14 protein-coding genes are annotated in these 19,951 nt (G+C 72.8%); 5 read left to right on the forward strand and 9 right to left on the reverse strand.

Going from position 1 to position 19,951, the window contains the following annotated elements:
• Nucleotides 1–150 precede the first annotated feature (150 nt).
• The 5 genes from ACZ6TU_RS12390 to ACZ6TU_RS12410 are packed head-to-tail and all read left to right on the forward strand — an operon-like array spanning nt 151 to nt 6,703.
• Nucleotides 151–1,782 carry an ABC transporter substrate-binding protein gene (locus ACZ6TU_RS12390; protein ID WP_469548049.1) on the forward strand — a complete coding sequence of 544 codons (1,632 nt, stop codon included), beginning with the start codon at nt 151–153 and terminating at the stop codon, nt 1,780–1,782.
• Nucleotides 1,783–1,798: 16 nt separating this feature from the next.
• Nucleotides 1,799–2,761, forward strand: coding sequence for an ABC transporter permease (locus ACZ6TU_RS12395; protein ID WP_469548051.1), 963 nt, complete (start codon nt 1,799–1,801; stop codon nt 2,759–2,761).
• On the forward strand, nt 2,758–4,731 hold the full coding sequence (locus ACZ6TU_RS12400) for a dipeptide/oligopeptide/nickel ABC transporter permease/ATP-binding protein (RefSeq protein WP_467668647.1): 1,974 nt from the start codon (nt 2,758–2,760) through the stop codon (nt 4,729–4,731). The genes ACZ6TU_RS12395 and ACZ6TU_RS12400 overlap by 4 nt, the downstream gene beginning before the upstream one ends.
• The gene (locus tag ACZ6TU_RS12405) at nt 4,728–5,771 is read left to right on the forward strand and encodes an oligopeptide/dipeptide ABC transporter ATP-binding protein (RefSeq protein ID WP_467668645.1); all 1,044 of its coding nucleotides are present in this window, start codon (nt 4,728–4,730) and stop codon (nt 5,769–5,771) included. The genes ACZ6TU_RS12400 and ACZ6TU_RS12405 overlap by 4 nt, the downstream gene beginning before the upstream one ends.
• Nucleotides 5,768–6,703 carry a dihydrodipicolinate synthase family protein gene (locus ACZ6TU_RS12410; protein WP_467668643.1) on the forward strand — a complete coding sequence of 312 codons (936 nt, stop codon included), beginning with the start codon at nt 5,768–5,770 and terminating at the stop codon, nt 6,701–6,703. Before ACZ6TU_RS12405 ends, ACZ6TU_RS12410 begins: the two co-directional genes overlap by 4 nt.
• Before the next feature lie 15 nt (nt 6,704–6,718).
• On the opposite strand, the gene ACZ6TU_RS12415 is transcribed toward ACZ6TU_RS12410, so the two are convergent.
• From ACZ6TU_RS12415 to ACZ6TU_RS12455, 9 genes are all read right to left on the reverse strand, one after another.
• Nucleotides 6,719–7,648 (reverse strand): acetoacetate decarboxylase family protein, encoded by a 930-nt coding sequence (locus ACZ6TU_RS12415; protein WP_467668641.1) that lies wholly within the window; start codon nt 7,646–7,648, stop codon nt 6,719–6,721.
• The gene (locus tag ACZ6TU_RS12420) at nt 7,645–8,961 is read right to left on the reverse strand and encodes an alpha/beta fold hydrolase (protein WP_467668639.1); all 1,317 of its coding nucleotides are present in this window, start codon (nt 8,959–8,961) and stop codon (nt 7,645–7,647) included. The genes ACZ6TU_RS12415 and ACZ6TU_RS12420 overlap by 4 nt, the downstream gene beginning before the upstream one ends.
• Nucleotides 8,958–10,874 (reverse strand): hypothetical protein, encoded by a 1,917-nt coding sequence (locus ACZ6TU_RS12425; protein ID WP_469548054.1) that lies wholly within the window; start codon nt 10,872–10,874, stop codon nt 8,958–8,960. Before ACZ6TU_RS12425 ends, ACZ6TU_RS12420 begins: the two co-directional genes overlap by 4 nt.
• The gene (locus ACZ6TU_RS12430; RefSeq protein ID WP_469548056.1) at nt 10,871–13,411 is read right to left on the reverse strand and encodes a GMC oxidoreductase; all 2,541 of its coding nucleotides are present in this window, start codon (nt 13,409–13,411) and stop codon (nt 10,871–10,873) included. Before ACZ6TU_RS12430 ends, ACZ6TU_RS12425 begins: the two co-directional genes overlap by 4 nt.
• 137 nt (nt 13,412–13,548) lie before the next feature.
• Nucleotides 13,549–14,736, reverse strand: a complete 1,188-nt coding sequence (locus tag ACZ6TU_RS12435; protein WP_469548058.1) for a sialidase family protein — start codon at nt 14,734–14,736, stop codon at nt 13,549–13,551.
• 46 nt (nt 14,737–14,782) lie between these two features.
• Entirely contained in the window at nt 14,783–15,445 is a 663-nt protein-coding gene (locus tag ACZ6TU_RS12440; protein WP_086839236.1) for a response regulator transcription factor, read from the reverse strand.
• Entirely contained in the window at nt 15,442–16,698 is a 1,257-nt protein-coding gene (locus tag ACZ6TU_RS12445; protein ID WP_469548060.1) for a sensor histidine kinase, read from the reverse strand. Before ACZ6TU_RS12445 ends, ACZ6TU_RS12440 begins: the two co-directional genes overlap by 4 nt.
• A 50-nt stretch (nt 16,699–16,748) precedes the next feature.
• Nucleotides 16,749–18,839, reverse strand: a complete 2,091-nt coding sequence (locus tag ACZ6TU_RS12450) for an MMPL family transporter (protein WP_469548062.1) — start codon at nt 18,837–18,839, stop codon at nt 16,749–16,751.
• 204 nt (nt 18,840–19,043) lie between these two features.
• Nucleotides 19,044–19,742 carry a tellurite resistance TerB family protein gene (locus ACZ6TU_RS12455; protein WP_467668627.1) on the reverse strand — a complete coding sequence of 233 codons (699 nt, stop codon included), beginning with the start codon at nt 19,740–19,742 and terminating at the stop codon, nt 19,044–19,046.
• Between the last annotated feature and the right edge of the window lie 209 nt (nt 19,743–19,951).

Raw genomic sequence — 19,951 nt, forward strand, 5'->3', positions numbered from 1 at the left:
GTCCGACCTCTGGCAGATGCACCATTCGTGTGCGATCCCTTGACCGCCCCCACGGCCCCTCCTATGGTCGCGCTGACCGCAGGACGTAGGACGTCGTATCTCCTCTGCTCGCCCCTCGTTTCCTTTCCAGACCTCTCGCTGGAGGACTCCGTGCGCGACGTGACCCATGACGTGCCGGCGCCGCACCGCCGGACGTTCCTGAAGTACACCGGCGCGCTGGGCGCGGCCGCCGCCGTCTCCGCGTCGCTGTCGGCCTGTTCGTCCGGGCCCCAGTCCACCAACGACACCGGTGGCGGCGGCAGCGGGGCGAACCGGACGCTGACGGCGGTGATCGGCTACGGCAACGACGGCAGCTGGGACCCCACCCAGACGGCGTCCGCGTTCTGCATGGCCGCCAACAACCACATCTACGAGGGCCTGCTCGACACCGACCCGATCTCCCGGGAGCCGTACGCGGCCCTGGCGACCGAGGTGCCGAAGGACCCGGACAGCACGTCCTGGAAGTTCGCGCTGCGGGCCGGGGCGAAGTTCCACGACGGCAAGCCCGTGACCGCCGACGACGTGGTCTTCGTCTTCGAGCGGATCCTCGACCCGGACACCCAGACCCTCGCCAAGGGCTTCTTCGCGAGCTGGCTGAAGGAGGTCCGGAAGATCGACGCGCGGAACGTGGAGCTGGTGCTCAAGTTCCCGTTCCCGGACGGGCTTTCCCGGCTGACGCTCGCCAAGATCATGCCGAAGCACGTGTTCTCTCAGCCGGGCGCCTGGGACGACGCCATCAAGGGCAAGGCGATCGGCTCGGGGCCGTACCGGCAGACCGCGCACCACCCGAAGTCGAACACGACCTTCGAGGCGTTCGCCGGCTACAACGGCCCGCGCAAGCCGGCCTTCCAGAAGATGAACTGGCTGACGATCGTGGACGCGGCACCCCGCGTCGCGAAGATCTCGGGGTCGAGCGCGGGCGCGCAGATCGCGGACAACATCCCGTACGCCAACATCGCGCAGCTGGAGAGCGGCGGCCTGACGGTCGCCGGCGGGGCCGGGATGAACAACCTGTTCCTGATGTTCAACACCAAGCACAAGCCCTTCGACGACGTGCGCGTGCGTCAGGCCCTGCACTACGCCATCGACACCGAGAAGATGGTGGAGGTCGCGCTCAAGGGCCATGGGAAACCGTCGAGTTCCTTCCTCGACGAGAGCAACCCGTCCTACCGCCGGGCCAGGACGGTCTACGACTACGACCCCGACAAGGCGAAGGCGCTGCTGAAGGAGGCCGGCGTCAGGGGGCTGAGCATCGACATCCTCGCGGTGAACGTGAGCTGGATCGTCGACTGCCTGCCGACCATCAAGTCCTCCTGGGACGCGATCGGTGTGAAGACGACCCTGTCCCCCCAGGAGACCACGGCCGTGTTCACGAAGATGGACCAGAAGCAGGACTACCAGGTCGTCGCCGCCGCCTCGAACCCCAACCAGTTCGGCCTCGACGCCGACCTGATCATGCACTACAACTACGGGCCCGAGAACCTGTGGATGCAGTACACGCGGTGGGCCGGCAACCCCGTCGCCAAGGCGCTCTTCAGGGACATGGACCGGGCCACCCGGGAGCCGGACCCCGAGAAGAAGAAGGCGATCGTCCAGGACTACATCGACGTCGTCGCCGAACAGGCCGTGCTCTACCCGGTCGTCCACAACGAGCTGATGACCGCCTGGGACCCGAAGCGGCTCAGCGGGATAAGGGCACAGCCGTACCCGGGCATCAACCTCCTCCAGGCCAAGTGGGCCTGACGGGCGGGGGAGCCACGTGATCGCCGTCGCCCGTATCCTGCTCCGCCGCCTCGCCCTGCTCGTGCCGCTGATGCTCGGCATCGTGCTGTTCGTGTTCCTGGTGATGCGGTTCTCGGACGTCGACCCGGCGTCCGCGTTCTTCCAGGGCGCCAACCCGACGCCGCGGCAACTGCACGACTTCCGCGAGGAACACGGCCTGCTCGACCCGCTGCCCGTGCGCTACGCCGACTTCGTCGCCGACCTGCTGCACGGTGACATGGGCACCAGCGCGCTGACCCGGGCGCCGGTCGTCGACCAGGTCACCACCGCGCTGCCGCTCACCCTCCAGCTGACCTTCCTGGGCCTGGGCATCGCGGTCGTGCTGTCCCTCGTGGGCGGTGTGACCGCGGCGATCCACCGGGACCGGCTGCCCGACCAGATCATCCGGGTCGTGTCGCTGACCGGTGTCGCGGCGCCCGGCTTCTGGCTGGCGCTGCTGATGATCCAGTATCTGGCGGTCGATCTGGGCTGGTTCCCGACCGGCGGCTACATCAACCCGGCCGACTCCTTCACCGGCTGGCTGAGGACCATGACGCTCCCTGCCCTCGCCCTCTCCCTTCCGGTGGCGGCGCAGCTGACCCGGATCGTGCGGACGGCCGTGGTGGAGGAGCTGGACAAGGACTACGTACGGACGGCGATCGGAAGCGGCCTGCCGCCGCGCGTGGTCGTCGGGCGGAACGTGCTGCGGAACGCGCTCATCAACCCGCTCACCGTGCTCGGGCTGCGCGTCGGCTATCTGCTGGGCGGCGCGGTCGTCATCGAGACGATCTTCTCGCTGCCCGGCATGGGCAAGCTGATGATCGACGCCGTGAAGAACGGCGATCCGGCCGTCGTCCAGGGCGTCGTACTGACCACGGCGGCCGGGTTCGTCGTCGTGAACCTCGTCATCGACGTCCTCTACCTGCTGGTCAACCCGCGACTGAGGGATGCGACCACATGATGACCCGCAAGAGCCTCAGCGAGGCGCTGTCCCGGCCCGGCGTGCGGCTGCGCGGCTGGCGCCGGCTGCCATTGCTGTCGAAGGCCGCCGTCTGCTTCCTGGCGGTCGTCGTGCTGCTGGCGCTGCTCGCCCCGCTGCTCGCCCCGCACGACCCGCTCGACCAGCAGCCGCCCGTGGACGGCACCGGGCACCCGTCCGCCGGGCACTGGATGGGCCAGGACAGCCTCGGCCGGGACATCCTCAGCCGGCTGATGTACGGGGCGCGCTGGTCGCTCGCGATCGGGCTCGGCGCGACCGGGCTGGCCCTGCTGGTCGGCGCGCTGCTCGGGGCGATCGCCGCGACCTCCCGCAAGGCGGTGGACGAGACGCTGATGCGCTGCCTGGACGTCGTCATGGCGTTCCCGGGCATCGCGCTCGCCGCCGTGCTGGTGGCGGTGTTCGGCGGTGGCATCACGGTGCTGATCTGCGCGATCGCCTTCCTGTTCACGCCGCCGGTGGCGCGGGTCGTCCGGGCGAACGTCCTCGACCAGTACGGCGAGGACTACGTGACGGCGGAACGGGTGATCGGCGCCCGGACACCGCACATCGTGCTGAAGCACGTGGCGATCAACTGCGCCGCGCCCGTGCTGGTGTTCTGCACGGTGCAGGTCGCCGAGGCGATCGTCTTCGAGGCGTCGCTGTCCTTCATCGGAGCGGGCGTACGGCCGCCCGACCCGTCCTGGGGCAGTGTCATCGCGGACGGCAAGAACATGGTGCTGACCGGCGGCTGGTGGGCGACCGTGTTCCCCGGCCTGCTGATGCTGGTCACGGTGCTGTCGCTGAACATCCTGTCCGAGGGGGTGTCCGACGCGTGGGCGGCTCCGTCGGCACGGGAGGTGGACGTACGCGACGACGACCGGCTGGAGGCGCCCGAGCCCGGCAGCGGGGAGATCGTGCGACTGCCCGGGCTCGTGGAGGCGGCCCGGCGGCTGCGGGCCCGGGCCCGTGACCTGCCGCGGGACGGGCAGCCCGTGCTCGCGGTGGAGAACCTCGCCATCGGCTTCGACCAGCGGCACGGCGGCGTGGACATCGTCGACGGCATCAGCTTCGAGGTGCATCCCGGGGAGGTGCTCGGGCTGGTCGGCGAGTCGGGCTGCGGCAAGTCGCTGACCGCGCTCGCGATCATGGGCCTCCAGCCGAAGGGGGCGCGCGTCGGCGGCCAGGTCCGGTTCAGCCGGCGGGATCTGCTCGCCGAGCCGATGCGCGTCCGCCGCAGGCTCCTCGGACACGAGATGGCGATGATCTACCAGGACGCCCTGTCGTCGCTGAACCCCGCGATGACGATCCGCGCGCAGCTCAGACAGGTCGTGCGGCGGGGCGGGCGGCGCAGTCCCGCCGCGTTGCTGACGATGGTCGGCCTCGACCCCGAGCGCACCCTGCGCAGCTACCCGCACGAGCTGTCCGGCGGACAGCGGCAGCGCGTCCTGATCGCCATGGCCCTGTCCCGCGAACCGAAGCTGATCGTCGCCGACGAGCCGACCACCGCCCTCGATGTCACCGTGCAGGCGCAGGTCATAGAGCTGTTGCTGCGGCTGCGCGAGGAGCTGGGGTTCGCGCTGATCCTCGTCTCGCACGACCTGGCGCTGGTCGCGGACGTCACCGACCGGGTGGTGGTGATGTACGGCGGGCAGATCGTCGAGACGGGCGTGACCGCCGACCTGGTGGAGGCCCCGTCCCACCACTACACGCGCGGGCTGCTCGGCAGCGTGCTGTCGCTGGAGTCGGCGCAGGAGCGGATGACGCAGATCAGAGGGGTCGTGCCCGCCCCCGCCGACTTCCCGGCCGGGTGCCGCTTCGCCGACCGGTGCCCGCTGGCGAGCGAGCTCTGCCGGACGACGGCACCCGGCCTGACCGGCACCCCTGCGCACACGGCGGCCTGTCATCACCCGGCCGTGGCGCTGGCGGCTTCCGAGACCGAGGCGGTGTCATGAGCGGGCCCGCCCAGCTCTCCGGTCCCGCGCTGGTGGAGCTCTCCGACGCGCACGTCGTGCACAAGGCCCGCAGCGGCGGCCTGTTCACCCGCGACCGGGTGTACGCCCTGACCGGCGCCGACCTGGCGATCGCGCCCGGCGAGACCATCGGCGTGGTGGGCGAGTCGGGCTGCGGGAAGTCGACGCTGGCGAAGGTGCTGGTGGGGGTGGAGCGGCCGACGCGGGGGACGGTGTCGTTCCGGGGCCGCGACCTGTGGACGATGCCGCCCGCCGAGCGCCGCAGGGCCGTCGGCGGCAGCACCGGCATGATCTTCCAGGACCCGTCGACGGCCCTGAACCGCCGCCTGACCGTGCGGCAGATCCTGCGGGACCCGCTGGACGTGCACGACCGGGGCACGAAAAGCGAACGCGACGATCGCGTACGGGAGTTGATGTCGCTGGTCGGCCTCCCACGGGCGCTCACCGACGCCCTGCCGGGCCAGCTGTCGGGCGGGCAGCGGCAGCGCGTCGCTATCGCCCGGGCGCTGGCGCTGGACCCGGACCTGGTGGTGGCGGACGAGCCGACGAGCGCCCTGGACGTGTCGGTCCGCGCCCAGATCCTCAATCTGCTGCTGGACCTGAAGGAACGCCTGGGTCTGGCGCTGGTGTTCGTCTCGCACGACATCCAGACGGTACGGCGGATGAGCGACCGGGTCATCACCATGTACCTGGGCCGGATCGTCGAGGAGTCCCCGGCCGACCGGGTCACCGACCGGGCCCGCCACCCGTACACCCGCGCCCTGTTCTCCGCCACGCCGGGACTGCTGGACCCGATCGACCCGATTCCGCTGGCCGGGCCGGTCCCGTCGGCGACACACCCGCCGAGCGGCTGCCCGTTCCGCACCCGCTGCTGGAAGGCGGACGGGACGTGTGCCGAGGTGATGCCGGGCTTCTCCGCCGCGTCGGCCCCCGCGCACCGCTTTCGCTGCCACCATCCTGTCGAGGAGGACGAGTCGACCCGCGACCTCGTACGCCAGAGCACGACGATGGAGGCTCCATGACAATCCCCGCCCCGCTCACCGGTGTCATCCCGCCCGTCTGCACGCCCCTGACACCGGACCGCGAGGTGGACGTCCCCTCGCTGCTGAGGCTGGTCGACCATCTGGTGTCGGGCGGGGTGCACGGGCTGTTCTTGCTCGGTTCGACGTCGGAGGCGGCGTACCTGACGGACCGGCAGCGCCGGCTGGTCGTCGAGTCCGTCGCGGCCCACGTGGGCGGGCAGCTCCCGGTCCTGGCCGGGGCGATCGACATGTCGACGCCCCGGGTGCTGGACCATGTGGCGTCGGTGACGGCGGCGGGCGCGCAGGCGGTCGTCGTGACCGCCCCGTTCTACGCCCGCACCCACCCGGCGGAGATCGCCCGCCACTACCGCGCGGTCGCCGCCGCGAGCCCGGTCCCGGTCATCGCCTACGACCTCCCCGTCGCCGTCCACACGAAGCTGCCCGCCGACCTGGTCCTGGAACTGGCCGCCGACGGTGTGCTGGCCGGGCTCAAGGACTCCAGCGGCGACCTGGCCGGCTTCCGCGAGGTCGTCACCGGCGCCCGGGCGCACCCGGGCATCAGCGGCTTCAGTGTGCTGACCGGCTCGGAGCTGATCGTCGACGCGGCGCTCGCGATCGGGGCGGACGGCACGGTGCCCGGCCTCGGCAACGTCGACCCGCACGGTTACGTCCGCCTGGACGGCCTGTGCCGCTCCGGCGACCGGGAGGGGGCTCGCGCCGAACAGGAGCGGCTGTGCGCCCTGTTCGGCATGGTGAGGGCCGGCGACCCGGCCCGCATGGGCCCAGGCTCCTCGGCCATCGGCGCTTTCAAGGCGGCCCTGCACCTGCGGGGCGTGATCGACTGCCCGGCCACGGCGGAACCACAGATCCCGCTGTCCCCGCAGGAGACGAGCCAGGTGGGGAAGTATCTGGCGGCGGCGGGCCTGTTGTAGGGAGCAGAGGCGCGTTCATGACCGGGCTCCGACGTCGATACGAGGGGGTGCGGGCCACTCCTCCGACATGCCGAGGTCCACGACGCTCCGCAGCGGTTCGCCGTACGTCCGCCCGGCCTCCTCGCTGGTGATGAACCAGCACTCGAAGTGGTCGTCGAGGGTGCCCCGGGTCGCGGGCAGGTAGCACGTGAACAGTGGCTGGTCGGCGATGTCCAAGCCGTGCAGTGCGGCGATCCCGGGGGCGTCGCCGAGGACGAGGCGGGCGCGGGCCCGCCGGCCGGCGGCGATGTCGGCGGCGCCCTCGAAGTAGACGGCGGACTTCATCAGCATGCCCCGGAACGCGCAGTAGTTGGTCGCCGCCACCTTCAGCGGCAGCCGGGTCTCGGGCGGGCGGGCGATCTCGATGTACATCCCGAGCCGGCCGTCGTCCTCGTACTGGCTCGACACGGCCCGCTCGCCCACGTGGAAGTCGAGGCTGGCGCGGTGCTTGGGCATGCCCCAGATGCCCTTGCCGCCCTTGACGGAGACCTCGCTGCTGACCGGGAGGTCCAGGACGTACTGGCCGGTGCCGAAGCGGCCGCGCAGCAGTCCGGGCAGCAGCGGCGGCCCGGGCCGGGGGCCGTGGGTGCAGGCGAGGGCGACGGAGAACTCGATGTAGCGGCCGATGTCGGTGCGGGCGTAGTCGACCACGGTGACGACGAGCAGGCCCCGGCCGCCGGGCAGGGTCAGCGGATGCAGTTCACCGCCGGGCAGCAGGCGGGCGGCGGCCGCCCGGTCGACGGGGAACGCGGCCATCAGCGCGGGGGTGTCGGCGGAGTTCACCGGCAGCACGAAGGGAATGCCGTCGACGACCGCGTGCCGTCCGGCGAGGCGCCGCTGGCGGCGCGGTACGGGTGACGGCTGCGCCGCCAGGACCATCCGGGCCAGGCCCAGTGCGGGATTCATCGCGCCAGCTCCTCCAGGATCAGCGGATGGATGTCGGTGGCCGCGCGGCGGCCGAGGAAGACGTCCAGGTGTCCGTAGCCGGGCAGGAGGTGCAGGCTGTCGCGGCCGGGGCGGTGGTGGTTCAGGAAGTCGAAGGTGCGGCGCTGGCTCTCCGCGAGGAAGCACCGGTTGTCCTCCCCGGCCAGCAGCACGATCCGGGCGTCGGTCTGCGGTGCCCGGTCGACGAAGGACGGCGGCAGTCCCTCGGCGTCGCCGGCCGGCACCAGGTGGCCGGCCCGCACGCTCCTGTTCATCTGCGCGAAGAAGGTCATCGGGACCTCGGCGAACTCGCCCCGGATCCAGTCGTGGGTGGCCTCGTCGAGATTGGCGTGGGACCACAGGGCCGGCCGACCCGAGCCGTAGGTGAAGCTGACCATGCGGCAGACGGCGTTGCGGCACTCCCGGTGGGTGGCGCGCACGAATCCGGCGACGCAGCGGGCCGGGACGCCCTCGGGCCGGTCTCCCCAGGCGGGTGAGATGTGCGGCAGGACGCGGCCGATGACCGGCGCGACCCGGCCGATCTTGAACCGGGACACGGCGGGGATGACGGGGTGCAGCGAGACGGCGTTGCTGACGATGGTGTCCACCTCGGGCAGCAGTCCGGCCGCGGCGGCCATCATGAACGAGGTGGAGCCCTGGCAGTGCACGACCGCCTTGACCCGGTCGGCGCCGGTGGCGGACCGGACGTGGGCGACGGCCGCCGGGTGGTCGTGGGCGGCGGCCTGGTCGAGGGTCCAGGGCACCGGGTCGAGGTCGATGGAGGCCCGCCAGTTCAGCAGCCACACGTCCCAGCCGTCGTCGATGAGGGCGTCGACGAGGGTCCTGGGCAGGGGCGGACGGAAGAGCTCGGCACGGACGCCGGCACCGTGCACGACGAGCACCGGTCCCCGGGTGGGCGGGTGCCTGCCCTGGACGTGGACCAGGGTCAGCGGCCGACCGTCGCGGGCGGTGAACGGCTGCACCTCGGTGACGTGGTCGCGGCGGGTGGTGGGGCGGGTGGGCGTTCGCTGGGCGGGGGGTGGTCCGGTGCGGGCGCGAGGGCTGTCGGCAGGCGCGTCGCCGGTGCGGACGCCGGTGCGGTCGGTCGGCCCGTCGCCGGTGCGGACGGCGGTGCGGTCGGTCGGCCCATCGCCGGTGCGGACGGCGGACCGGTGACCGAACCGATCGCCGGACCGGTCGCTGGGCTGGTCGCCTGACCGGTCGCCGAACCGGTCGCCAGGACGGGCGCCGGTGTCTCGGTGGGTTCCCGTGGATGGGGGTGGTGGTGCGGTCATCGGGGTTTCGCCTCCCGGGCGATCACGACGGGGTCCTCGATCAGCCGTACGGCCGGAGGCTCGGCGGGGACGGCGCGCTTGCCGCCCGTGGGGGCGTCCACGAGGTTCCATTCGTGGCAGACCTCGTCGATCACCAAGGAGTGGAGAACGAGGTCGCCGTCCGGGTCGAGGTGCAGGCGCACGAAGCCCTTGTGGTCCTCGACCGCCTGTCCCGACATCTGCCAGTCGGCGACCGTGCCGCCGCGTGCCGACAGCACCCACAGGGCGAATGCCTCCGAACCGGCCGTCGCGCCCATCACGGCGGCTACCGCGAGGCAGGACAGCAGAACCCCCCACGCGGACCAGGACTCGGGGAACGGCAGCGCGACGGTGACGGCCAGGACCGCCAGCGCGACCAGGGCCTGCGGGAGTGCGGCGCCGACGATGCCGGGCGGTGACGCGGTCCGGGGCCGCGGTGCGCTCGGGCCGGTCCACCTGCTGATCAACAGGAGCAGCAGCAGTACCGCGCACACGGCACCGGCGGCGGCGGTGAACCCGCCGAGGTCCGCGGGGCCGGCGCGGCGTATCGCGTCGACGGGCTGGAGTCTGCCCTCGGTCACCGCGAACAGGAAGCCGAGGACGACGAAGGCGGCGGTGTGCACGGCCGCGGTGACCACCGGGAACCCCGGGTTGCGCCAGGGCAGCCAGTACCGGCACCAGGGCATCGCGATGCGGCGGGCGAGCCTGCGGGACTCCCGGGCCCCGGGGTACGTGGTCCGCCGGGCGTGGGAGAACACCGACGGCGGATCGTCCTTCTCCCGCAGGCCGGTGCCGTCGGGCGGCAGCCGCAGGGTGGCGGGGAGATGGTGGGTCGAGGCCAGGTAGGCGCCGCCCAGGCCGCACGTCACCATCTGGCGGCGACGCGGGTCGGGGGGCAGGTCGTCGCTGTCCGGTGGGTCCTCGGGCAGGTGCTCGGCATAGCGGGCGTAGTGGTGTTTGTCGCCCGTCAGCCAGAGCCGGATCGAGGCGTGGGTGGGCACCCGCTCGCCCGTGCGCGGGTCGATCCGGGTGCGGACCACGTTGCGGTCGAACCAGTGCAGGGTGTCGAAGGCGTCGACCTCGGAGTCGGCGCTCTTGACCCAGGTCGGCTCGGCGGAGCAGACGATGACCCCGTCGCCGGGCCGCAGCCGGGCCGACAGGTGGTTCTGGAAGTAGCGCATCTGAGGGTCGTCGAGGTACGAGCCGAGCTGGCTGTCGAGGCCGACGAGCCACCAGTGCCGGGGCAGTTGTACGACGAAGTAGCTGCGGGTCTGCCGGGTCTGCCAGCCGCCGATGGGCTGTTGCAGGGTGAAGGTGCGCAGGAACGCGGTGAGGCCGTCGTACCAGTCGTGGTTGCCCGGCAGGGCGAGCATCAGCGGTGCGTCTCCGTCCGCGGTCGGCAGGGCGGAGGCGTACGGGCCGGTCATACGGTCCCGGTAGGCCGCCACCGATCCGACCGGGTAGACCTCGTCGCCGCCGAGCACGAGCAGCGAGCCGCGCGGCAGGCCGGCCCCGGCGGGCCCTGGGACGGTGAGGTGCTCCTCGGCCAGCGCCCAGGCCACCGACGCGGTGGCGTCGAAGCCGTCGCCGAGGTCGGCGACGAAGTCGATCCAGGTGTCCTGCGTGCGGGGGACGCCGGTCCCGTCGGTGGGCGCGTCGTGCGCCGGGTCCGGGGGCGGGTCGTACGTCGTGCCGGGGGCGTCGAGCGGGATCCGCAGCGGTGCCGCCCTGAGCGTGCCCTGGATCTCCCGCTTGTCCGCGTACCCGGCGAACACGTCGGCCAGCGCGACCTTGACGGCGGTGCGCGCGAGGGCCTTCGGGGCCAGCCAGCGCACCTGGTCGCAGGGGGTGAAGCCGAGGGCCTTGGCGTGTGCGCGCAGTTCCTTGACGTTCATGGCACCGCCCCGTCCGGTACGGCGGCCAGCAGGCGTCTGCCGTAGACCGCCCACAGCTCGCCGAGGAAAAGCCGACCGAAGCGCTCCATCGCCCGGGCCGGGTGGGGGCCCACGGTGCGGAAGGTGGTCAGCTGCTGGATGAAATCGCCGATCTGGATCGTGATGACGCCGGCGCCGAGGACGGGCGCGGTCGGGTCCTCGGCCGGGCGGGTGTGCCCGGCGAGCAGCCGGACGTAGAGGGTGGAGGTGTCGGGCCAGACGTCGAAGCCCGGGTCGTCGTGCACCTCCTTGTGCCCGGTGAGGGTGACCGGGGCGCCGTCCGGGGTGCGCAGGTGGAGCCGGTACAGCATGCGTCGGCGGCTCGGGTCGTCGTCGCGGGTGAAGAGGTTGAACCAGCCCCGCTCGACCCAGAGCCGGCCGCCGAGCACGTCGCAGTCGACGTGCCCGACCGCGTCTGCGGCGTGGTCCGGGTCGCTGACGAACCGGTCGATGTCGGCCGCCGTGATGGTGAGCCGGAAGCTCAGCCGCTGTCCCTGCGAGCGCCCCAGGGCCCGCCCCTGCTCGGGGTCGTCGACGTCGAGGGCGACGTGGCCCTTCATCTCCTCGGTGAAACTCAGGCTGGTCGGCTCCCCGCCGTCCCGGGAACCGGACGCGGCCCGGTCGGTCGCCGCCCGACCGCCGGCCATCCGGCCCGGGAAACCGGAAGCGACCCGGTCGTCAGCCGCCGCCCCGCCCGCAGAACCGGGCCCGCCCCCGTCGGCCCCGGTCCCGCCCGCGGCACCGGACAGGACCCCATCGGCCCCCGCCCGGCCGGCGGCGTCCGGCACAGCCCCCGTCTGAAGAATCCGGTCGCAGGCCCGGTCGGCCACGGCGGCGATGGTCAGCGACGGGTTCGCTCCCACCGATCCCGGCAGCAGCGCGCCGTCGAGGACGTGCAGGCCCGGGAAGCCGTAGACCTCGCCTACGTCGTCGCAGACGCCCTCGCCGGGGTGTCGGCCCATGGGGGCGCCGCCGAGCGGGTGGACGGTGATCACGCGGTTGCCCCACCACCACAGGGGGTTGTCGAGGAAGTCGGCGCCGAGCGCACCCGCGATGTCCCGCATGGTCGAGCGGACCCGCTCGAAGTACCCGCGTGAGGTGAGGGTGGTCCAGTCGATGTCGAGGTGCCCGCGGCGCAGCCGCATCCGGCCGTCCGGGACGTCGCGCCCCATGCCCAGCAGCGGCAGCGACGACGCCGAGAACACCGCGGGCCCGAGCAGCAGCGCCAGCTGGCCGCCTACGCGGCTGGACGGGTCCACGCCGAGCCGGGCCAGCAGCCGGTGCAGGCCGAAGCCGAGGAGCCGGCGGGCGCTGCCGGGCAGTTGGGAGGACTCGGCGAGCCACGCGACGAAGTCGGGGTAGCCGGCGTCCTCGATGTAGAAGCCGCGCCCCGAGGACCCGTCCTCGTCGAGCGCGTCGCCGCCCCGTATGGCGCTGGTGATGACCGGCCCGGTGTTGCCGTCCAGCCGCAGGGCCCGACTGCGCTCGGCGCCGCCGGTGGCGCGCAGCACCATCCCGAGGAGGTCGCCGTTGCCGCAGAAGCGGGTGCCCAGCGCGCGGCTCAGGCCGGGCAGCGACGCGCGGTTGCGCAGCAGCAGGTAGGTCGAGCCGAAGGTGCCGGCGGCCAGCACCAGGCGGTCGCACGCGATGTGGTGCACGGGCAGCCGGTCCGTGGCGGTGCGCCGGCCCTCACGGTCCGGGTCGTGGACGACGTACCGGACGTCGTAGCCGCCGCCGGGGCGCGGCGCGAACCCGCGCACCTCGCAGCGGGTGCGCAGCTGGGCGCCGTGGTGCCGGGCGGCCGACAGGTAGGTGTGGTCGAGGGTGTTCTTGGCGCCGTAGTTGCAGCCGACGTCGCACTCGCCGCACAGCCGGCAGGAGCTGCGGGGCAGGTCGTGCAGGTTGCCGTACCCGGGCTCGTCGAGCTGTGCTCCGGGGACGGGCGGCGCGCCGGGGCGGGGGCCGAAGGAGACGGCGAGCGGCGGCCGGGACACCGGCAGGCCGAGCCGGGCCGCCGCCAGGTGCATGGCGCGGGTCTTCGGGGTGTCGTCGTAGGGGTACGGGGTGGCGCCGAGCATGCGCTCCACCCGGTCGTAGTGCGGGTCGAGGTCGGCGCGGCCGACCGGCCAGTGCTCGTAACCGCCGCCGGGCAGCGGCGACTCGTGCACGAACCACCGTTCGTCCTTGCGCAGCAGGACGTTGGCGTAGATCAGGGAGCCGCCGCCGAGGCCGCTGGAGACGACGCCTTCGAGGCCGCGGAACGACCAGATGTCGAACAGCCCGTGCAGGCCGTTGCTCGGGTCCCAGAAGTTGCGGGCCATGTCGGCGGGGCTGCGGGGGAATCCGCCCGGTGGGTACGGCTTGCCCCGTTCCAGCACCACCACCGACCGCCCGGCCTCGGCGAGGCGGTACGCGGTGACCGCTCCTCCGAATCCCGAGCCGACGACCACGGTGTCGACGAAGGGTGTGTTGCGGCTGTTGAGTGGTTCGCTGGCCATCGGCGCTCCCTGCCCTGAACCCCTACAACATGCTCACACCAGGCCGATATGCCCGCAAATGAGACAGCTGGATGGCAAGGCCGTTGAACAGGTGACCATGCACCGGCGAAAAGCATGAAGCCGCAACCGGGACGGGCCTAACCCACCACGCTCGCCGGTACGCGGCGGAACTCGATCGTCTCGTACGTCCCGTTCACCCCCGTCTCGTAGAGGATCCCCACCGTCTTCCGCCCGAGCGGCACGAGGTCCGAGTAGGCCGCCCGCCGCTGAGACAGCGTCAGCACCTTGCTGAAGGTGGCCCCGCCGTCCGTACTGCGCCAGAGCGCCATCGCCTGACGGGCGGTGGGGACGGACGGGCCGGAGAACAGCAGCACGCCTCGAAGAGCCGGGTGCTGGAGGACGCTGCCCTGGACCACCGGGACGTCGTTCAGGGTGGGTTGCACGGTGTAGGGGCGGTCGAGGGACTCGCCGCCGTCGTGCGATTGGCTGTCGAGGCGGTTGCCGGGGCTGGTGCCGTGCTGGTCGCGGGCATTGAAGTACAGGCGTCCGTCGGGGAGTTGGGCAACCGTGGACTCGTTGGCGTTGGCCGCTCCGTCATAGGAGTCGTCGACGAAGCCCAGGCGCCAGGTGCGGCCGCCGTCGTCGCTGAGGAGCGCGTGGGCGCCGTAGTACCGGGGCTCCTGGCCGGTGTCCGGGGAGCCCGCCGGCGGTGCGGACGAGTGGTTGGCGGGGACGACCAGCCGGCCCGCGTACGGGCCCCGGGTGAGGGCGATCGCGTGGCCGGGGCCGGTCGCGTACCAGCGCCAGGACGGGCGCTTGACCTGCGGCGTGATCTCCCGGGGTGGGGTGAAGTGGCGGCCGTCGTCCCGGCTGCGCTGCACGAACACCCGGCGGCTCTGCTCGGGCGTCACCTCGCCGCGCATGATCTGGGCCTCCGTCACGTCACCGCTGTTGTAGGAGGTGAGGAGCACGACCGCACCGGTACGCGGGTCGACGACCGGCGCCGGGTTGCCCCGGGTGTCCCCGTCCCCGGCGGCGACGACCGTGAGCGGGCCCCAGGTGCAGCCGCCGTCGGACGAGCGTCTCAGGACGACGTCGATGTCGCCGGTGTCGCCCGCGCCGCCCCGTCTTCCTTCGGCGAAGGCGAGGACCGTGCCCCTGCCCGTGCTGACCGCCGCGGGGATGCGGTACGTGTCGTAGCCGCCCTCACCCGAGACGTACGGGACGGAGGAGGTGCAGCCGGGAGTGGCCGAGGCGTGGGTCGTGGCGGTGAGGGGCGTGAACAGGACGGCGGTGACGAGGAGTGTGCGTCTGAGGAGTGTCATCCCTCTCCTGACGGAGCGTGACGGAGCATCGGACAGTACCTGTCCGTCAGATGCTCCCCGGCGTCACCAGCCCCGACTCGTACGCGACGATGACCAACTGCGCCCGGTCCCGGGCCGCCAGCTTGCCCATGATGCGGCTGACGTGGGTCTTCGCGGTCAGCGGGCTCAGACCCAACGCATCGGCTATCTCGGTGTTGTTGAGGCCGCGCGCGACCAGCGACAGCACCTCCCGCTCACGGCCGGACAGGCACTCCGGCCCGCCGGTCTCCGGTGCCGAGGGGCTGCGCAGGAACCGCTCGATCAGCCGTGCCGTGGGCCCCGGCGACAGCAGGGACTCCCCGGCCGCGACCGTACGGATGGCGTCGAGGAGTTCGGCCGGCCTGGTGTCCTTCACCAGGAACCCGGAGGCGCCGGCGCGCAGGGCGTCCACGATGTTCTCGTCGGTGTCGTACGTGGTGAGGACCAGGACGCGGACGCCCGCGAGGTCCTCGTCGGCCGCGATGAGCCGGGTCGCCTCGATGCCGTCCAGGTCGGGCATGCGGATGTCCATCACCACGAGGTCGGCGCGCTCGCTGCGGGCCAGTCGCACGGCCTGCCGGCCGGTGGCGGCCTGGCCGACGACCTCCATGTCCCTGGCCGACTCCACGAGCATCGCGAACGCCTCGCGCACCAGCGTCTGGTCGTCCGCGAGCAGCACTCGGATGGTCATCCGGTCCCCTCCCCCACGGTCCCCGTCCCCGTCCCCGTCAGCGGCAGCACGGCGGTCACCTCGAAGCCGCCGTCCGCACGCGGGCCGGCGTCGAGTGTGCCACCCACGCTGCGCGCCCGCTCGCGCATTCCGACCAGTCCGAAGCCCGGCGTGCCGCCCGCGCCCGGTCCCGTGCCGTCGTCGCTGACCGACAGGTGCAGGGCGCCCTCCCGTTCCACCAGGTCGACACGGACGGCCGGTTCGGGTCCCGCATGCCGTACCGCGTTGGTCAGCGCCTCCTGCACGATGCGGTAGGCGGCGGCACCGACGGCGGGCGGTGCCTGCCGTATCCGTACGGTCTGCTCGACCCGGGCACCGGCGAGCCGCGCGGCCTCCGCCAGGTCGGTCAGACCGTCGAGGCCGGGCAGCGGACCGCGGGCGTCCGGAGAACCGTGCTCGCGCAGCACCTCCAGCGTCGTACGGAGTTCCCCGCGGGCGCTGCGGCAGGTCTCGGCGATGTCGTCCAGCGCCTTGGCCACGGTCTCCCGGTCGAGCCGCTCGGGGTCGGCGGACAGCAGGTGGGCGGCGACGGAGGTCTGCACGCCGATGAGGGTGATGGTGTGCGCGAGCAGGTCGTGCAGGTCCCGGGCGATCCGCAGCCGCTCCTCGGCGACCCGCCGCCGTGCCTCCTCCTCGCGGGTGCGTTCGGCACGTTCGGCGCGTTCCACGATGGAGGCGACGTACTGGCGGTAGAAGCGCACGTCGACGCCGAGGAACAGCACGGCGACTACCCAGCCGGACGCCTTCAGCAGCCCCAGCGCCTCGTGGGCGCTGATGGTGAGCATCACGCTCACCGACAAGGTGATGACGCCGATGCCGACCAGGACGGTGCGCAGCGGCCGGCCGGTGACGGCGACGGTGTAGAGGGCGACGTACGCGGCCTGGGTGGCGGCGGTGTGCGGGTAGTCGAGGAAGTGGTAGGGGAAGACGCAGGCCACCACGGCGAGCAGGACGAGCACGGGACGGCGGCGGCGCCACACCAGCGGCACGTGGGAGACGAGCAGCAGGGCCCAGCCGAGCGCGTCGGGCCTGCGGCCGTCGTCGACGAACAGCGCGAGGACGACGGCGAGCGCGGCCGTCAGAACAGCGAGCAGCGCGTCGTTGCGGATGGCGTGCGGGGCGGTCAGGGGCTCGCGGTTGATCGCGGCCATGATGCGCTCCGCGGGCCGCGACCAGGTCGTCGACGGTGTGGTGGGTGCCTGCACGGGCATCATCCTGGGCCAGGAAGGCGCCCCTCCGGGAGAGGAGGGGCGCCGTCGGTCGGTCAGGGGGCGTTCGCGGCCAAGGGCTTCCGCTCCTGAGGCGGGGCCGTCCGCTCCGTTGCGCGGGGGAGCCTCCCCGGCCACCACATCCGCCGCTTGAGCAGCACACTCGCCGTGGTCACCAGGTACGTACGCACCAGGAACGTGTCCAGCAGCACCCCCACCGCGATGACGAAGCCGAGTTCCACCAGCCCCACCATCGGCAGCGTCGTCAGCACCGCGAACGTCGCCGCGAGCACCACCCCCGCCGAGGCGATGACCCCACCGGTCGTCCGCAACGCGGTGAGCGCGGCCGCCTCCGGTTCGGCTCCCTTCACGGACTCCTCGCGCATCCGGTGCATCAGGAAGATGCCGTAGTCGACCCCGAGGGCGACCAGGAACACGAATGACAGCAGCCCGAGCCCCGGATCGGTCCCGCCGAACCCGAACACCGGCTCGAACACCAGCCCCCCGATGCCGAGGGCCGCGCCCCACACCGCCACCACGGCCGCCAGCAGCAGCAACGGCGCGACGAGACTCCGCAACAGGCCGACCAGGATGACGAACACCGCGGCCAGCACCAGCGGCACGATCACCTTCCGGTCCCGGGACTCGCTGTCGGCCAGGTCGATCTGCTGGGCGCTGGGCCCGCCGACGTAGGCACCCGTGGGATCGAGCCGGGCGCGCAGGGCCTCGATGGTCCGGGTCTCGGCCGCCGTCTCGGGCGCGGCCGTGGTGAAGACGGCGATCTCGGTCCAGCCCGAGCCGCTGCGCCCCGGGGCCACTTCGGCGACTCCGCCCGCCGCACGGGCCCGGTCCAGGACCGCGTCGGCCCGGTCGGCCGGGGCGATGACGGTGAGGGGCCGGCTGCTGCGTTCGGGATACTCCCGCGCCAGCGTCTGCATGGCGGTGATGGACTCGGGCCGTTCGGTGAAGGAGTCCTCCTGCTTGATGCTGCCGGACAGGTTGAGCGTGCCCAGCGCGAGCGCACCGAGCAGGACGCCGCCACCGACGAGCACGGTGACGGGCCGGCGCGTCGCCGAGGTCCCCATCGCGGCGAACAGCGACCGGCGGGCCTTGGGCTCGCTGCCGAAGGCAGGTATCAGCGGCCAGAAGACCCGCCGCCCGAGCAGCACCAGCACGGCGGGCAGCAGGGTCGTCATGGCGACCAGCGCCGCGAGCACCCCGACCGTGCCGACCGGCCCCATGCCGCTGCTGCTGTTGAGATCGGCGGCGAGCAGGCACAGCAGCCCGGCCGCGACGGTCCCGGAGGAGGCGAGGATGGCCGGCCCGCAGCCGCGCAGAGCGGTGCGCATGGCGTCGTACGGCCGTTCGTGGCGCCGCAGTTCCTCGCGGTAGCGGGCGATGAGCAGCAGCGCGTAGTCGGTGCCAGCGCCGAGGACGAGCACGGTCATCACGCCGCCGCTCTGGCCGGTGACGGTGACGTCGAACAGTTCGTGGAGTCCGTACCCGGCGGCCATGGCCGTGGCGGCGGCGACGCCCGCGACGGCGAGCGGCACCAGCCACAGGAACGGGCTGCGGTAGATCAGGATCAGCAGGACGGTGACGACGGCGAGCGTGGCCAGCAGCAGGGTGCCGTCGATCGTCTCGAACACCTTGCCCATGTCGGTGTTCAGCGCCCCTGGCCCGCCGACCTCGACGCTCAGCCCGCCGCTCCCCTCGGCGACCTCCCGTACGCCGTCCACGAAGGCGTTCCGGGCCTCCTCGTCCTGGCCCGGCTGGGTGCTGGACACGGGGTACATCAGGGTGGAGCCGTCCTCGGACGGCACGCCCCGCGGCTCGCCGGTCAGGTCGTAGGCGCCGCGCACCTCGGCGATCTGCTCGGCGGCCGTGCGCCGGTCGGCGTCGGTCAGACCGCCGTCCCGGTGGTACACGAGCACCAGGTCGGTCGACTCGCCTCCCGGGAGCCGGTCCTGGATCCGCGCCACCTGCGTGGAGTCGGCGCTGTCGGGCAGGTAGTCGACCGCGCGGTTCTGCTGGATGCCGGCGAACTTCCCGGCGAGCGGCCCGACCAGCACGAGCGCGGCGAGCCAGAGCCCGACCACCACCCAGGGCACGGCTCGCCGCCGTGCGGTGTTCCTTGTGTCCCCCACTGTTCGGGCTCCCTCCGGTCCGGGTGTCTGGAACGGTCTCCAGACTCCCGGCGCTCGGGGGCCGATTCGTCGGGCGCGAGGCCGAGTCGGGGGTTACTGCGGAGGGCGGTACCGGCGGCGGATTACTCCCCGGGGAGTAACGCGGGGGCGGCGGATGGCAGGGGCGGGACGGCAGGGGGCGGCTGGAAGGCGCGGTGCGCTGCCCTACGACGGCGTACGCGCCGCCTCTGCCAGCACCCGGGTCACGTCGTCCGAGCAGATGGTGAGCGCCGCCCCCACCGTCGCGAGCACGTCCCGCTCGGCCGGTGTGTACGGTCCGTCGGCCAGGGCGATACGCGCCCCCTGGAGCAGGATCGATTCGCGGCCGACCGTGGCGAGGTGCGGAGCCAGCGGGTCCAGCGCCTCGTGCAGCTCTATGGCCAGCCCCGCGCCGCAGGGCTCCCCGGTGATCCGGCCGGTGTCCGCCTCCAGCGCCTCCACGAGCGCGGCCAGCTGCTCCTCCGTGCAGTCGTCGAAGCCGGCCGCGCGCACGGCGGACACGGCGGCCTCCAGCGCCGCACGGGAACCGGCGCCGCCCGCGGCCAGCACCGCGAGGGCGACGGTGTGGACGGCGTCGCGGAGCATCGCGGAGAAGCGGGTCGTGGTCGGGTGGTCGAGGACGTCGGTGCCGAAGTGGCGGCGGCAGGCCGCGCACTCGACGACCGGGCCGGTCTCGCCCCGCGGCAGCACGGGCAGGCCGAGCAGGGTGAAGCGGCGTTGTCCGGTCAGCCGCTGGTAGTTGCGGTCGCCGCCGCAGGCGGGGCAGAAGAACTCCCCGTCACCGGCGGGCGTCCACGCGGTACGGGTGCCCAGGATGCTCGAAAACCTGGCGGCATGGCCGTTTCGTCCCCGTCCTGGCAGCACGTCGCACCTCCGTCACGCCGCACGGCAGCGTCGCCGCGCTTGCGTGATGTTAGCCACATCCATGAGGAGGAGTCAGCACCCCGGAGGAGACCTTTCCGTGACCCTCACAGGGATTGGCCGGTATGCGACGGGGCTTCGTCCGCCGGACAACGGCGGACGAAGCCCCTGCAGCATCCGTGAGCGGCCCCGGCCGCGGGTCCGCAGGACTG

This window comes from Streptomyces sp. NPDC052064, from assembly GCF_055585925.1.